This is a genomic window from Methanosarcina sp. KYL-1 (genome assembly GCF_024372725.1).
GTDB lineage: Archaea > Halobacteriota > Methanosarcinia > Methanosarcinales > Methanosarcinaceae > Methanosarcina.
In genome coordinates, this window is sequence record NZ_VOUA01000004.1 from 1 (window position 1) to 13,319 (window position 13,319).

13 protein-coding genes are annotated in these 13,319 nt (G+C 50.6%); 7 read left to right on the forward strand and 6 right to left on the reverse strand.

All coding sequences use genetic code 11. From position 1 onward, the window contains the following. Positions 1-18 precede the first annotated feature (18 nt). A complete protein-coding gene (locus FTO70_RS04785; RefSeq protein ID WP_255334753.1) occupies positions 19-138 on the forward strand; it encodes a transposase in 120 nt (39 codons plus the stop codon). A gap of 140 nt (positions 139-278) precedes the next feature. Here FTO70_RS04785 and hypE read toward each other — a convergent pair whose 3' ends face one another. From hypE to FTO70_RS04815, 6 genes are all read right to left on the reverse strand, one after another. Continuing rightward, the gene (hypE, locus tag FTO70_RS04790; protein WP_255334573.1) at positions 279-1,325 is read right to left on the reverse strand and encodes a hydrogenase expression/formation protein HypE; all 1,047 of its coding nucleotides are present in this window, start codon (positions 1,323-1,325) and stop codon (positions 279-281) included. 12 nt (positions 1,326-1,337) lie between these two features. Continuing rightward, a complete protein-coding gene (gene hypB, locus FTO70_RS04795; RefSeq protein ID WP_255334754.1) occupies positions 1,338-2,009 on the reverse strand; it encodes a hydrogenase nickel incorporation protein HypB in 672 nt (223 codons plus the stop codon). A 309-nt stretch (positions 2,010-2,318) separates the two neighbouring features. After that, positions 2,319-2,720 (reverse strand): hydrogenase maturation nickel metallochaperone HypA, encoded by a 402-nt coding sequence (hypA, locus tag FTO70_RS04800; protein ID WP_255334574.1) that lies wholly within the window; start codon positions 2,718-2,720, stop codon positions 2,319-2,321. After that, positions 2,713-3,837: a hydrogenase formation protein HypD gene (gene hypD, locus FTO70_RS04805; RefSeq protein WP_255334575.1), complete on the reverse strand. Its 1,125-nt coding sequence runs from the start codon at positions 3,835-3,837 to the stop codon at positions 2,713-2,715. The genes hypA and hypD overlap by 8 nt, the downstream gene beginning before the upstream one ends. A gap of 26 nt (positions 3,838-3,863) precedes the next feature. Beyond that, a complete protein-coding gene (locus FTO70_RS04810; RefSeq protein ID WP_255334576.1) occupies positions 3,864-4,109 on the reverse strand; it encodes a HypC/HybG/HupF family hydrogenase formation chaperone in 246 nt (81 codons plus the stop codon). Positions 4,110-4,201: 92 nt separating this feature from the next. Then, entirely contained in the window at positions 4,202-4,384 is a 183-nt protein-coding gene (locus FTO70_RS04815; protein ID WP_255334577.1) for a hypothetical protein, read from the reverse strand. Positions 4,385-4,863: 479 nt separating this feature from the next. On the opposite strand from FTO70_RS04815, the gene FTO70_RS04820 reads away from it, so the two are divergent. The 6 genes from FTO70_RS04820 (at position 4,864) to FTO70_RS04845 (ending at position 12,985) form a co-directional block, all read left to right on the forward strand. Further along, positions 4,864-5,955, forward strand: a complete 1,092-nt coding sequence (locus FTO70_RS04820) for a hydrogenase small subunit (protein WP_255334578.1) — start codon at positions 4,864-4,866, stop codon at positions 5,953-5,955. Positions 5,956-5,957: 2 nt separating this feature from the next. Further along, positions 5,958-7,745 carry a nickel-dependent hydrogenase large subunit gene (locus FTO70_RS04825; protein WP_255334579.1) on the forward strand — a complete coding sequence of 596 codons (1,788 nt, stop codon included), beginning with the start codon at positions 5,958-5,960 and terminating at the stop codon, positions 7,743-7,745. An 820-nt stretch (positions 7,746-8,565) separates the two neighbouring features. Next, positions 8,566-9,717, forward strand: coding sequence for a hydrogenase small subunit (locus FTO70_RS04830; RefSeq protein ID WP_255334580.1), 1,152 nt, complete (start codon positions 8,566-8,568; stop codon positions 9,715-9,717). 7 nt (positions 9,718-9,724) lie between these two features. After that, a complete protein-coding gene (locus FTO70_RS04835; protein ID WP_255334581.1) occupies positions 9,725-11,512 on the forward strand; it encodes a nickel-dependent hydrogenase large subunit in 1,788 nt (595 codons plus the stop codon). 14 nt (positions 11,513-11,526) lie between these two features. After that, entirely contained in the window at positions 11,527-12,339 is an 813-nt protein-coding gene (locus FTO70_RS04840; protein ID WP_255334582.1) for a cytochrome B, read from the forward strand. A 160-nt stretch (positions 12,340-12,499) separates the two neighbouring features. Then, positions 12,500-12,985, forward strand: a complete 486-nt coding sequence (locus FTO70_RS04845; RefSeq protein WP_255334583.1) for a hydrogenase maturation protease — start codon at positions 12,500-12,502, stop codon at positions 12,983-12,985. Positions 12,986-13,319 lie beyond the last annotated feature (334 nt).

Below are 13,319 nucleotides of genomic sequence, written 5' to 3' on the forward strand. Positions count from 1 at the left end.
AAAGACCTATCAGAGAGAATACACAGTTGTCCTTATTGTGGTCTTACTCTTGATAGAGATCATAATGCTGCTATTAACATTCTGAGATTGGGGCTACAATCTCTTCAGAATTCTGATAGATGCCCGTCACTTCAGTGATGGGAGTAGTCACCCTGACTCATTCGTATAGCAATAAAAAATGTTCCTGTGGAATCCGTGGAAACTTCTAACGGTATTTTCCTCTGAACATTGCCCGGAAAATCTCCCATCGGAACATCACCTATATGCAATTTTCAAGTTTAGCAAACTCTCGGGATCGGGTCTCCTGCAGGCACGTCCACGTAACGCATACCGCCGAAACGGTTCCTGAGGAGTACTTCGCCTTTGTTTTCGGAGGTGACTTCCCCTATGAGGGCTGCATCCCTGCCGTAGGGGTGCTGCCTGAGGATGGAAAGGACTTCTTCTTCGAAGCCGGCTTTCACTCCTATGACGGCTTTGCCTTCGTTTGCGACTTCCAGGGGGTCAAGGCCGAGCATCTCGCAGGCTGCAGTGACTGCGGGCTTATAGGGGATTCTGTCTTCTTCGAGCAGGACGGTTACTCCGGATTTGGCTGCCATCTCGTTGAGGGCGTTTGCAAGCCCCCCGCGGGTCGGGTCTTTCATGGCGGTGATGACAGGTTTACCTTCCGGGGTCCTGAGTTTCAGGAGGGGCTCGATGAGCTTCCAGAGGGGTGCTGAGTCCGATACCAGGTCGGTATCGAAGTCAAAACCTTCCCTGTGGGCCATGAGGGAGATCCCGTGGTCCCCAATGGTGCCCGTGACCAGGATTTTGTTTCCCGGGGAGAGCCCCGAGTCCCTTACCGGGCAGTCCGTGATCCCCAGGCCTGCGGTGTTAAGGATGATCGAGTCAAGAGCGCTTTTTTCCACGGTCTTGGTATCTCCGGTTATGACGGGGACGCCGGCTTCGGCTGCAGTATCTCCCAGGGTTTTGATGATTACCTCAAAGTCTTTAAGGGGGAAACCTTCGGGAACGATAACTGCGCAGGTCAGGGCCAGGGGCTTTGCCCCCATGACCGTGAGGTCGTTGATCGTGCCTGCAGCAGCCAGCCTTCCTATGTTCGTGTCCGGGAAGAAGGCAGGGGTTATCACGTGGCTGTCCGTTGTCAGCACGAGTTCGGAGTTCGGGCCGAAGGCTTCAAGCCTGACCGTGGACCCGTCGTCCAGGCTCTCAAGCCCGACAGAGCCTGCGCTCTTGCTGCTCAAGTTTTTCAGGATTATCTCCCCGATCAGTGCCTGCATTACCTCTCCGCCTGCGCCGTGTTCAAGGGAAATCGTACCGGCTTTCATACTGGCCTCTCTTCAGTTACTTTTGCCTTCTTTAGCTTTCATGAGCCCGATTTCGATGAAGCCTATCCAGGTCTCCAGGCTTTCCCAGTCGTGCTTCGAAGTCAGGAGGACAGGCACGTCGGGGTTGAGGGAAAGGATGTCCTCATGCATTTTTTCCGGATCTGCGTCAACGGCTCCGGCAAGGTCTACCTTATTTATGATTGCAAGCTCGGCAGTCTTGAAAATCATCGGGTGTTTAAGGATGATGTCGTCTCCTTCGCTCACGCTCACGGCCACGACCCTGAGGTGTTCTCCCAGCTTGAAGTCTACGGGACAGATCAGGTTGCCCACGTTCTCGATTAGCAGGAGGTCCGTGTTTTCAAGGTCGATCTCTTTTAAGGCGTTTTCTACCAGCTTTGCGTCCAGGTGGCATTCCTTGCCCGTGTTTGCAGGGACTGTCGGCACCCCGAGTTTCCTGAACCTGGAAGCGTCCATTTCTGCGATCACATCGCCTGCAATCACGGCGATCCTGTACCTGTCTTTCAGGTGTTTGATCGCCTCTTCGATCAGGGTGGTCTTACCTGACCCGATTGCCCCCATGACGTTTACGGCAAAGATGCCGTGCTTATCAAGGTTCTTCCTGTTTTTTTCGGCAAGCTTGTCGTTTGCCTTAAAGACGTCATGTCCCATGTGGATTACGTGCATCAACATAAATATCACTTCAGAATTCTTAATCAGCCACTTTTTGCCTGGTCAGTCCTTTGACAGGCTTTTGATTTATTTAAGTTCGGGAACCGATTCGAATGAAGGACCAATTAGTTGTCGAATTGACCAATTCTTTCGGTTGAACGGATCAATTAATTAGTTGGATCAGTGGACCAATTCTTTCGGTTGAATGGATCAATTAATTAGTTGGATCGAATGGACCAATTCTTTCGGTTGAATGGGTCAATTAGCTTTCTCGAATGGATCGATTAGTTGGATTGGCATGTTCAGCCAGTTTCCTGAGCCGGCTTACTGTACCTGTTCAGTTTCAATATCGATGCTTTTTATGACCAGCTCTCGGCCGCCTGTGATCCGGGCCTGTTTCCCGCATGCAGGGCATTTGAGGGCAGCGACGTACTCCAGCAGTTCGCTCAGGAGTTCGTCCCTTTCTCCGGCCTGTGCTTCATCGACTGTGCCCGTGTACCCGCATTCGCACTCAAGGGAGGGGGGTATCATCTCGACAATGAATTTTGCACCTTCGGCAATGCTGCCTTCGGCAAGGGCCCCGAAGCAGAAGCTTAACTGTTCGGGGTTCGTGTGGGTAAGCCTGCCCATCTCAAGGGTCACGGACCTTACCTCGGAAGCTCCGTGAGCTCTGGCGGCTGCTATCACCTGTTCGAAGATCTCGCAGGCAATGGAGTATTCATGCAAGCCTGCTGCCTCCTTCCCTGGAGTACCTGAACCAGTTGTAGCACATCCCCTCAAGGCTGACCATGCAGGGGCCTGAAGGGGTTTTCGGGGTACATTCTTTCCCGAAGTTCGGGCACTGGGAGGGCTTTGCTTTTCCTGTGAGGATAGCTGCACAGATGCAGCGCTTTTTATCCTTTCTTTCAGCTTTTTCCCGGATTTCCTCGAGGGCAGAAGAATAGAGTTCTTCATGCTTTTTTGCGGCATTCTGTCCCTCAAACTCCTTCTTTAAAACCAGCCCCGAATCCTTGATCTCCCCGATTCCTCTCCATTCGGAGCCTGAGGTCTCGAACACTTCCTCCATCATTTTCAGGGCAATCAGGTTTCCTTCGGGTTTCACTGCCCTGGGGTAACCGTTGTCCACCCTTGCGGCTCCTGCTTCGGCCTGGGCAAGGAGAAGGGTTATCCCGAGGAGGATGTCCCGGGCCTCAAACCCGCTAACAACAACAGGAAAGCCTTTTTTTGCCAGGGGTTCAAAGGGTTTTGTCCCGATGATGGTTGCAACATGCCCGGGGGCAATAAAGGCATCCACCTCGGTATCTTTTGCAAGCAGGTCGATAGCGGGGGGGGTCCGCTTCTGGGAAGCCAGGAGGCTGAAGTTTTCCGGCACTCCCCTGAGGAGCACTGCTGCGTTTGCGGGGACCGTGGTCTCAAACCCGATCCCGAAAAAGATCACTTCCTGGCCGGGTTTCTTTTCGGCCAGGGCCACGGCATCGTCGATGCTGTAGACCATCCTCACGTCTGCCCCTTCGGACTTTGCGTCCAGCAAACTTCCGGCCGAGCCGGGGACCCGCATCATGTCCCCGAAAGTGACCACGGCAGCTCCGCTTTTTGCAAGGGCGATTGCAATGTCGATATCCGCTTCGGGAGTAACGCAGACCGGACAGCCCGGGCCGCTGATTACCTCAATTTCCTCGGGAAGCACACTTCTAAGCCCGTATTTTGCTATGGTCCTCTCGTGTGTGCCGCAGACGTGCATGATGCGAAGCGGACGGGCAGAGGCTTCGATCCGTTCAAGGAGCTTTTTTTCAAGCTCAGGAATAGTTTGCTTTGGAGCGGAGTTTTCGTTTTCCATTTCCATCAGTCCGTTTCTTCAGGGAATGCCCTTCAAAGGGCTTCTCCGCCGTCCAGGCCGGCCATTTGTCGGAGGAGGCGCATGGTCTCTTCTCCCTCTTCTTCCGAGATCTCCGAAATCGCATAACCCACATGGACAAGCACGTATTTCCCGAGCAGGGATTCGCTGGCCCCCCCCAGAAGGTCCATGTTCACGTCTCTGCAGATCCCGCCCATGTCAACAGTGGCGATGTTTTCGCTGACGATGGCTTTGACTTTTCCAGGAATAGCTATACACATGTTACCTCTGCTGTTTTTCTCACAGATATTAATTTATGGGATATTTTTGTTAAAAGCGTTGATAAGTAAAAACCAATATGTGAAAATCTTTTTCAGGGCTCTGTTCCTTTCAGGACTTTATTCTTTATAGGCTCTGTTCCTTTCAGGACTTTATTCCTTATAGGCTCTGTTCCTTTCAGGACTTTATTCCTTATAGGCTCTGTTCCTTTCAGGACTTTATTCCTTATAGGCTCTGTTTCTGAAAGGGAGCCTGCTTCCCGGGAACTTATGTACATGTTTTGTGTACACGTCTTTAACCTGTACAATATTAGTTTTGCCGTACTTAAACCGTTTATTTCTCCCAAAAATGCATCTCTCTACTTCCTTCTTCCTGCCGGGGCAAGACTTCGCAGGTGGGTGAAGCACATTGGAAACCTGCAGATTTTTCTGGAAAATAAATATCCGGTGAAAATTATTTTTCGCATTTCTATAGTTCTCTTTTATAACCTTTTTGTTTTTAGGTTTTTTGTAAGTAACTTTCAGTTGTTTTTTCCTTCTGATCCTGCAGCTTCTTCAAAGTATTCAAAAAAATTTATATATATTCGTCTTATATTTTGATAATGTTGAGTATTTTATAAAGTTGTGTAAAATTCAGTTTCATGCTCTTTTGCATGCCTATCCCGGAAAAATTCCGAAAAACCTTTTTTGTGATCATATGATGAACAAAAACAACCCACATGATTCCGAAAAAACGGAAAAACCCGATTTTTTTAACATGGACCGACGAACGTTCCTGAAGGCTGCCTGCCTCCTTGGGGCATCTGCATTCCTGGGGACGTACCGGACAGAACTCGTAAGTGCCCTGGAGATGGCGGAGACAAAGATCGTCTGGCTGCACGGGGCCGAATGTACGGGCTGCACCGAGTCCCTCTTAAACGGAGGTGACCCTGACGTGATTGCGGCTCTCTCTGCTCTTAACACTAAGCTTGCCTACCATGAGACCCTTCTTGCCGGGCAGGGCATCTTTGTAGACGATAAGCCTGCAAACAATGCCGAGCTGAATTCCGAAATTCTTGTTGACGAACTTATAACGGAAGGAAATTACATCCTGGTCGTCGAAGGTGCAATCCCGAACGGGCCAAACGGTTCCGGGCGCTTCTTCGTGGTAGGGGACCGGACTTTTAAGGAACTCTTTGCAAAAGCTGCCGGGAATGCCAGCGCAATCCTTGCAGTCGGGACCTGTGCAGCCTATGGCGGTATCAACTCTGCCAGCAGTGCAATCGCACAGCTTACGGACTACAGGGGGGTAGCTTTCAAAGGGGCCGACAGTTCCGGGGGTATGCTCCGGGAACTCGGCATAAACAAGCCGGTTATAAACATTCCAGGCTGTCCTGCACACCCGGACTGGATTTTATTGACCCTGAGTGCTGTGGTACTCGGAAAAATAAAGGTTCCTTCCGATCTCCCCTCGGTCCTGGACCGGTACGGAAGGCCCCGGGCTTATTTCGATGAAGATGTTCATGATGAATGTCCCCGCCACGAGTATTATGAGAGGGACGAATTCGATACTGAGATCGGCGGGCATAAATGCCTTTTAAAACTCGGGTGCAAGGGCAAACATGCAAATGCGGACTGTTCGATTCGCAAGTGGAACGGTGGGGCCAGCATGTGCGTCCAGGCGGGCTCTCCCTGTATAGCCTGTGTGGAACCGGGATTCCCTGACTCTTCGAGGCCTTTTTACCAGCCGGGGTCGGGCAGCTCTTTGGAGGGTGATTCACACAGTTCGGATTCAGATGAGGGAGATTCTTATGAAAAATATTCCCGTGACAAGAGCTCTGATTACAGAAAAATAAGGAGGGATGATTAAAAATGGTAAAAGTTACAGTAGACCCCTTAACAAGGATCGAGGGTCACCTCCGCCTGTCCACCGAAGTCAACTCCGAAGGCATAGTAACCGATGCTCAAAGTTCAGCTTTACTCTTCCGGGGCTTTGAACGCATCCTCCAGAACCAGGACCCAAGGGACGCAGCACTTCTTACACAGCGGATCTGCGGGGTCTGCCCGACTTCCCACTCCCTTGCAGCCGCAGGTGCCCTTGACCAGCTCTTCGGGGTTGCCGAAAGTGTTCCCAAGGATGCCCTTGTTGCAAGGAACATCAACCAGGCTTTAAACACAATTGCAAGCCATGCAACCCACATCTATGTCCTCTGGGGCCCTGACCTTGCAAACCCCGCTTACCGCGATGTCCTCACCCCTCTCGGGGAAACCGGAAGCGCTTTGTGGAAGGAACTCTTGGGCCGTTTTGCTCCCATCAGCTACAAGCTTGACGGCGTCCCCGTTCCCGTAGGTTCTTCTTACCTTGCAGCGATCCCCGAAAAGAAGCGCCTTCAGGAGGCCATTGCCGTAATCGGCGGCAAGATGCCCCACCAGGTCACTTCCTATCCCGGCGGCTACACTTACAAGCCCACCATTGCAGACATCGGCAAACTTTCTTCTTATTACCTGCAGGTCATGGACTTCGTTTCAAAGTACACCCTTAGGGTTTCCTTTGAAGACTGGATTGAAAACACCTATAAGGCAAGTTCCCCCCAGAAGGCCGTTTCTTTCGTGCTTGAACACCTGCAGGGCCTTGTTGACAAAACCGCAGGTTCCAACAACTTCACCCGGGAAGTCGGCTGGGGAGATGCTGAGTTCTATGCTGCCTTCGGGTCCGAACTTGTTGGAGAAACCCTCCTCGGGCTTCCTGCCAGCCTGAAGCATGACAGGAACGGCGGGTACAGCGACCCCTCAAAGATTGCTTTCCTTGCATACGGCGCTTTCTACAAGCCTGAAAACGGGGACGGGTATGACCCTAACAGCCCTGCAGGCGACCGCTTCCAGACATCCGGCATTGTGACCGGAAACCTCGAATACCAGAACTTTGACGCAAGCAAGATCACCGAAAGTGTTGCCCACTCCTTTTACGAAGGTTCGGGCGACCTCCACCCCTCAAAGGGTGAGACCAACCCTGTGGGCGATCCTGCCGAAATCCGCTATGATCGGGGACCTGATAGCAGGTATACCTGGTCAAAGGCCCCGAGGTATGATGGTATTCCCTGTGAAGTCGGGCCTCTCGCCCGCCTGCTTGCAATGAAGGAACCGCTGGTTACCGGGCTTGCCCTTGCCTTTGCGGAGAACGGCTACTCTGCGGCCAACACCTACACAAGGATGATGGCCCGGATTCAGGAAACCGCAATTATTGCAAACGAGCTCCTTAAATGGGTAACCGTTGACTACGACCCTAACGGCAAGATTGCCGTGCACACTGACCTTTCCATGGCAAAGGATTCGCAGGGCATGGGCCTCTGGGAAGCCCCCCGCGGTGCCCTCGGGCACTGGGTCTCCACAGACAGCAACTCTAAGGTCATAAGCTACCAGCCCGTGGTCCCGAGTACATGGAACTTCTCCCCACGGGACAGCTCGGGAACTCCGGGTCCTGTGGAACAGGCTTTGATCGGGACTAAAATCAGTGCGGTAGAAAACGCTCTTGGTGTCGATTATGCTAACCCGGTCAACATCCTCCATGTCGGAAGGTCATACGATCCGTGTATTGCTTGCGCTGTTCACACCATTGACCTTACCGGGAAAAACACTCCAGCTACTTTAAAGCTGGTCTGAGGGACTCCGGATTTAACTCTTCCATCCGGATAGCCATCCTCCAGGTCCGGAATTTTGAAAGGAAGGTCGGTATCCTTTAAATCCATGGTTTAAAGGTACCGCCCCTTTTCATGCTTTTTTTCGAGGAACTTGAACGGAGGCATGATGGGTTTGCCTGTGCTGCAAATCTTTTTTCTCGGGGAAACCTGGTTTCCTGGCGTTCCTGTTCTGTCGTTCAGGGGAAAAGGCATTCTGATAAATGGCATTCTTTCAAAAAGCTCAGGCTGAAAAATGAAAGGAAATATCTCTTTTTCGGGTTTATTTGTTATTTTGAACCTGTTTGGTGTTTTCTCTATTGTTTACCCTTTATATACGAAAATCTTTATTAGATTTTGCTATGTTTTTCTGTTTATTTTGTATAAATTTCAGTTTGTATAATTAATACACTATAGTATCTTTTTTCATAGTATTAATACTATTATTAAACAATTTTTCATCGTTTTTTATCTTTTTGATTTTCAGAATCGGTTTTCCAACTTTTATCATTTTTTATTACTTATACTTCCATCCGCCCTCTTTCTTTGTGGTTTGCTGGATATATATGTGCACCAGAGTACGGTGTCAATTTTGGCTATTTTTTATATAATTTGCAAAATTATAAAATCTTACATTCTTTTTAATTATATATTTATTTTCAGATGTAAAAACCCTTAAATACTATCCCCTCATTGAGAACATTATCGGTAGATTTATAAAGGTATTTATATAATTGCGGTGGACATTAAAGAATAATTTTCCTTTCAGACATATAATTTGGGTTAAAAAACAAGATGTGGTAGAGATGAATACAGGAAAAAATAACCTTGTCCGTACACTGGAGAGTGTGGACTTTTTAAAAATGGATCGGCGTACTTTCCTGAAAGCGGTGGGTGCAGTGGGAGCAACAGCATTCCTGGGTACCTATAAGACAGAGATCGTAAGTGCGCTTAAATTTGCAGAGACTAAGATCATCTGGCTGCACGGTGCGGAATGCACTGGCTGTTCCGAATCTGTTTTAAACGGGGGAAACCCTGACATTGTCCAGGCGATTTCCAAGCTTAATGTTAACCTCGCTTATCATGAAACTCTGCTTGCCCAGCAGGGAATCTTCGTTGATGGCAAGCTTGCAAACACCTCCGAACTTAACTCCGAAATTCTCATTGATGAGCTTATTGAAGAAGGAAACTACATCCTGGTTGTAGAAGGCGCAATTGCAAACGGGCCTGATGGTTCCGGCCGCTACTGCGTGATCGGGAACCGGACTTTTAAGGAAATCTTCGCAAAGGCTGCAAAACATGCAAACGCCATCCTTGCAGTCGGGACCTGTGCCGCCTACGGAGGCATCAACTGCGCAGACAGTGCAGTTGCAAAGGTTACCGATTATAGGGGAGTTGCCTTCACAAAAGAAGACAGCTCAAAAGGAATGCTCCAGGAACTCAACCTTAAGAAGCCTGTAATAAACATTCCTGGCTGCCCTGCTCATCCTGACTGGATTCTCCTTACCGTCGGTGCGGTGATCCTCGGAAAGATCAGGATCCCCGACGACCTTGATGCCGTTCTGGACCTGTACGGCAGGCCCAAGGTTTTCTTCCCGACCGACCACACCGTGCACGAAAACTGCCCGCGCCGCGGCTTCTACGACCGCGGAGAGTTCGATGAGCAGATTGGTGGGGACAAGTGCCTCTGGAAGTTAGGCTGCAAGGCTCCTTATTCTCACGCAGACTGTGCCATTCGCCGCTGGAACGGGTCAGTGAGCATGTGTACTCAGGCAGGCTCTCCCTGCATCGCCTGTGTGGAACCGGGCTTCCCTGACGCAGCAAGACCTCTCTATGTCGAAGCCGAAGACAAGGGCGTGCTCCTCGGGGCAAACATCGATACCCTTTCCAAAGTTGCGGTTGGCGCTGCTACCGTAGCAGCAGGGGTACATGCGATCAGGAGAATGAGAGGAGAGTGATTAAAAAATGGTAAACGTTACAGTCGACCCCTTAACCAGGATTGAAGGCCACCTTCGCCTGTCCACTGAAGTAAACTCTGATGGTATTATTACTGATGCCCAAAGTTCCTGCCTGATGTTCAGGGGCTTTGAGCGTATCTTACAGAACCAGGACCCCAGAGACGCAGCCCTCCTCGTCCAGAGGATCTGCGGGGTCTGCCCGACCTCCCACTCCCTTGCAGCTGCAGGTGCCCTTGACCAGCTCTTCGGGGTTGCCGAAAGCGTTCCCAAGGATGCCCTTGTTGCAAGGAACATCAACCAGGCTTTAAACACAATTGCAAGCCATGCAACCCACATCTATGTCCTCTGGGGCCCTGACCTTGCAAACCCCGCCTATCGCGATGTCCTCACCCCTCTCGGGGAAACCGGAAGCGCTGTGTGGAAGGAACTCTTGGGCCGTTTTGCTCCCATCAGCTACAAGCTTGACGGCGTCCCCGTGCCCGTAGGTTCTTCCTACCTTGCAGCGATCCCTGAAAAGAAGCGCCTGCAGGAAGCCATAGCCGTAATAGGCGGCAAGATGCCCCACCAGGTCACTTCCTATCCCGGCGGCTACACTTACAAGCCCACCATTGCAGACATCGGCAAACTTTCTTCTTATTACCTGCAGGTCATGGACTTCGTTTCAAAGTACACCCTTAGGGTTTCCTTTGAAGACTGGATTGAAAACACCTATAAGGCAAGTTCCCCCCAGAAGGCCGTTTCTTTCGTGCTTGAACACCTGCAGGGCCTTGTTGACAAAACCGCAGGTTCCAACAACTTCACCCGGGAAGTCGGCTGGGGAGATGCTGAGTTCTATGCTGCCTTCGGGTCCGAACTTGTTGGAGAAACCCTCCTCGGGCTTCCTGCCAGCCTGAAGCATGACAGGAACGGCGGGTACAGCGACCCCTCAAAGATTGCTTTCCTTGCATACGGCGCTTTCTACAAGCCTGAAAATGGGGACGGGTATGACCCTAACAGCCCTGCAGGCGACCGCTTCCAGACATCCGGCATTGTGACCGGAAACCTTGAATACCAGAACTTTGACGCAAGCAAGATCACCGAAAGTGTTGCCCACTCCTTCTTCGAAGACAGTGGAGACCTCCACCCATCAAAAGGTGAGACCTTCCCGGTTACAAGCCCTGAAGAGATCAGCTATGAAGGTGGATCCGACAGCCGTTACTCCTGGTCAAAGGCCCCGAGGTACGGCGGTGTCCCCTGTGAAGTCGGTCCCCTTGCCCGCCTGCTCGCAATGAAAGAGCCGCTGGTTACCGGGCTTGCCCTTGCCTTTGCGGAGAACGGCTACTCTGCGGCCAACACCTACACAAGGATGATGGCCCGGATTCAGGAAACCGCAATTATTGCAAACGAGCTCCTTAAATGGGTAACCGTTGACTACGACCCTAACGGCAAGATTGCCGTGCACACTGACCTTTCCATGGCAAAGGATTCGCAGGGCATGGGCCTCTGGGAAGCCCCCCGCGGTGCCCTCGGGCACTGGGTCTCCACAGACAGCAACTCTAAGGTCATAAGCTACCAGCCCGTGGTCCCGAGTACATGGAACCTCTCTCCGAGAGACAGTGCAGGCGTCCCGGGCCCACTGGAGCAGGCCCTTATCGGGTCAAAGATCAGTGCGGCGGAAAACGCTCTCGGTGTCGATTACGCTAACCCTGTAAACATCCTTCATATCGGTAGGTCCTATGACCCCTGTTCAGCATGTGCTGTCCATACCATTGACCTTACCGGGAAAAACACTCCCCGTACTTTAAGAATAGTATAAGGAGATGACCCATAATGAAAGCCAAGAACAACCCGATGGTTGTTGAGCGCTATACGGTACTTGACAGGACGGCTCATACCTTCCATGCCGTTGCAATGCTGGTGCTCATCATTACCGGGTTAAAGATCTACGCGGGCTGGGACTTTATGACATTCCATAATGCCCGTGCCCTTCACATGATCATGGTTCCAGTTCTGCTTGCAGTAAACTGGATCCTTATTCCCTACAACATCTTCTCTGCAATTGAGGGTGGAGTTCAGGAAAAGCTGGCACACTTTATGGACCACTATGTCTTCGGTCCCGAAGATGTAACCCGCCTGAAGGCAATACTTCTTAATTTCTTCGGAAAGGGAGAGTACCCCGCATTTACCATCTATGATGAAGTTTCGGGCCACTACCAGACCAAACTTCACCCGGTAATGAAGATCCTGGTCGTGCTGGAAGGTACCGCTATCTTCGTTATTGCGGTCTCAGGTATTGTCATCTACAGGCTTGACTGGATGCTCTTCGGGCTTCCGGTTGGTTCCTGGATCCTTTCCGCAGGAGACCTGGTCGCACCTGCCTTTGCGATGACTTCCCTGCAGTTCTACAGGGCCCTCCACCTGCTCATGACCTACTGGTTTGTTTTCGAACTGGTAGTCCACGTGTTTATCCTGGAGCTTGACCCTCATATCTGGAAGTACTACTGGGCTATATTCTGGTCCGGAAAAGAGGACCTTTCAGACCCTCACTATGTGAAAATTGTCAAACACACTCCCAAACACCTTCCGGACGGGGAGCTCTGGCACGATTCATCTGAAAGGGTTGTTGATGTCTCAAAGGAATAGAAAGCTGCAGAATGAAAAAATTCAGAATAAAAAACTGCAAAGGAATAAACATAGGAAAAATGCATAGAAAATGGAATTAATACAGGCATATCCCTCTCGAAATAAATTCTGTAAACTCTGTGTTGAAAAATCCTGTAAAGTCCTGTGTTGACGTGAGAATATGCCTGTATTACATGCTCCGGTCCGTATCCTGGGATGCGGAAGCCCCCTTATGGGAGACGACGGTGTCGGCCTGAAGGTTGTTGAGGCCCTCAAAAAAACGGAACTTGAAGGGCTCGAAGGCCTTGAGATCATAGACGCCGGCGTATGCGGACTGGACCTTCTGAACCTGCTTGACGGTGCCAGGAAAGTCATCATAGTGGATGCAATCCTGACAGGCAGCCTCACAGGTTCAATTCACCGCTTCAACGGCAGGGACCTTATAGAAAGTGACTCTCCCTCCGTGCTCGTCTCGGTGCACGACCTGAGCATTTCCGATGTGTTGAGGATCGGGGAACAGGTGCAGGACCTTCCGGAAATCGTGGTATTCGGCATAGAAATCGGAAAGCCTGCCACGGAGATCTCCCGGGAATTGAGCCCCAAAGTCCTTGCGTCTGTGGATGAGGCAGTGGAATGTATCAGGGAAGAAGTCTCTGACCTGTTCTGAAATTTTCTGTATATTCTTATTCCCTGTTCTCCTGATTTCCTGTTCTCCTCCTATTCCTCGACCCTTTTCTTATTCTTGTTCTCTGCTATTTCCTGCCCTTTCCTTATTCCTGTTCTCTCTATTTCCTGCCCTTTCCTTATTCCTGTTCTCTCTATTTCCTGGCTCTTTTTCTATTCCTGTTCTCTGCCTATTATTTTTTAGTGAAGTGGCTCTTGAAGTCCGGTTTAACTTCTCCTGTAAGGCAAAAAGGCTCGGAAAGCGAATGTATATTTAATCTTTCCGCAATTAAGATCAGGTGTATGCGAAAATGCCCCGGGTGAAGAGATAAAAACAA